Source organism: Butyricimonas sp. BSD2780061689_150309_C8 (genome assembly GCF_015560935.1).
GTDB lineage: Bacteria > Bacteroidota > Bacteroidia > Bacteroidales > Marinifilaceae > Butyricimonas > Butyricimonas paravirosa.
The window spans coordinates 1-1,417 of record NZ_JADMSV010000064.1 but is presented as its reverse complement, the minus strand read 5'-3'; the positions used below and the strand labels follow the sequence as shown (position 1 = coordinate 1,417).

1 protein-coding gene is annotated in these 1,417 nt (G+C 54.6%); it reads left to right on the top strand.

Annotation, left to right across the window (positions count from 1 at the left end; all coding sequences use genetic code 11):
• Positions 1 to 13: 13 nt before the first annotated feature.
• A complete protein-coding gene (gene pgtP / locus I2I33_RS20220; RefSeq protein WP_117722336.1) occupies positions 14 to 1,414 on the top strand; it encodes a phosphoglycerate transporter protein PgtP in 1,401 nt (466 codons plus the stop codon).
• The last annotated feature ends 3 nt before the right edge of the window (positions 1,415 to 1,417 follow it).

Below are 1,417 nucleotides of genomic sequence, written 5' to 3'. Positions count from 1 at the left end.
AAAATCTAATAACATGTGGAATTTTTTAAAACCAGCACCTCACAAGGATTTATTACCGGAAGGTAAGATCGACTCGACTTACAAGAGCCTGCGTTGGCAGGTTTTCGTCGGCATCTTCATCGGTTACGCCGGCTATTACATCGTGCGGAAGAACTTCTCGATGGCGATGCCGTTTCTAACAGACCCCGCCGGACCTTACGGGTTCGACAAGGGATCGCTGAGTATCGTGTTGTCGTTGAACGCGGTGGCCTACGCCCTGTCGAAGTTCTTGATGGGGAGCGTCTCGGATCGTAGCAACGCGCGGGTGTTCCTTCCCCTGGGGTTGGTACTGGCGGCCCTGTCCATGATGTTCATGGCCGTGCCGATCGAGCTGTTCGGGGCAAGCACGACTTCCATCGTGATCATGGCGGTGTTGAACTTCCTGGTCGGGTGGTTTAACGGGATGGGATGGCCTCCCTGCGGCCGCGTGATGACTCACTGGTTCTCCGTGAAGGAGCGCGGTACGAAAATGTCTATCTGGAATTGCGCCCATAACGTGGGTGGCGCTCTCGTGGGCCCGATGGCCGTGTACGGGGCCATGTGGTTCGGGTCGTGGTTCTACGGGGTGGACAGTTCAAAGTACTTTATCATTGGTACCTATATTTTCCCGGCGGCGGTGGCCCTGTTCGTGGCCTTGCTGGCGTACGTGTTGATTCGAGACACCCCGCAGTCCTGCGGGTTACCGACGATAGAGAAATGGCGGAACGATTACCCCAAGAATTACAGCGAGAAACAGGAAGAGGTCCTCACCACGAGAGAGATTTTCTTCAAGTACGTGCTGAATAACAAGATGTTGTGGTTTATCGCCATCGCTAACGCCTTCGTTTACATGGTTCGTTACGGTTGCCTGGACTGGGCCCCGACCTACTTGAAGGAGGCGCAAGGGTACGATATTAAAGAGGCCGGCTGGGCTTATTTCGCCTACGAGTTCGCCGCCATCCCGGGCACGCTTGTTTGCGGGTGGTTGAGTGACGTGGTGTTCAAGGGACGCCGCGCCATCACGACGATCATATTCATGGCCCTGGTGGCCTTGTTTATCTTCCTTTACTGGCAGTTCTCGGATAACTACATGATTGTCACGCTATCCTTGATCGCCATCGGTTTCTTCATCTACGGCCCGGTGATGCTTATCGGGGTGCAGGCGCTTGACCTGGCTCCCAAGAACGCGGCCGGGACATCGGCCGGGTTGACCGGGTTCTTCGGGTACTTCTTCGGGACGGCTATCCTGGCGAACGTGGTGATGGGATACGTGGCGGAAAGTTCATTCGGATGGGACGGGACGTTCGTGCTGTTACTTGTCGCTTGTGCCTTGTCGATCGTTTTCGTCGGCTTTACTTACAAGGAGGAACAATACCTGGTGCAAAATAGAAAATAATGA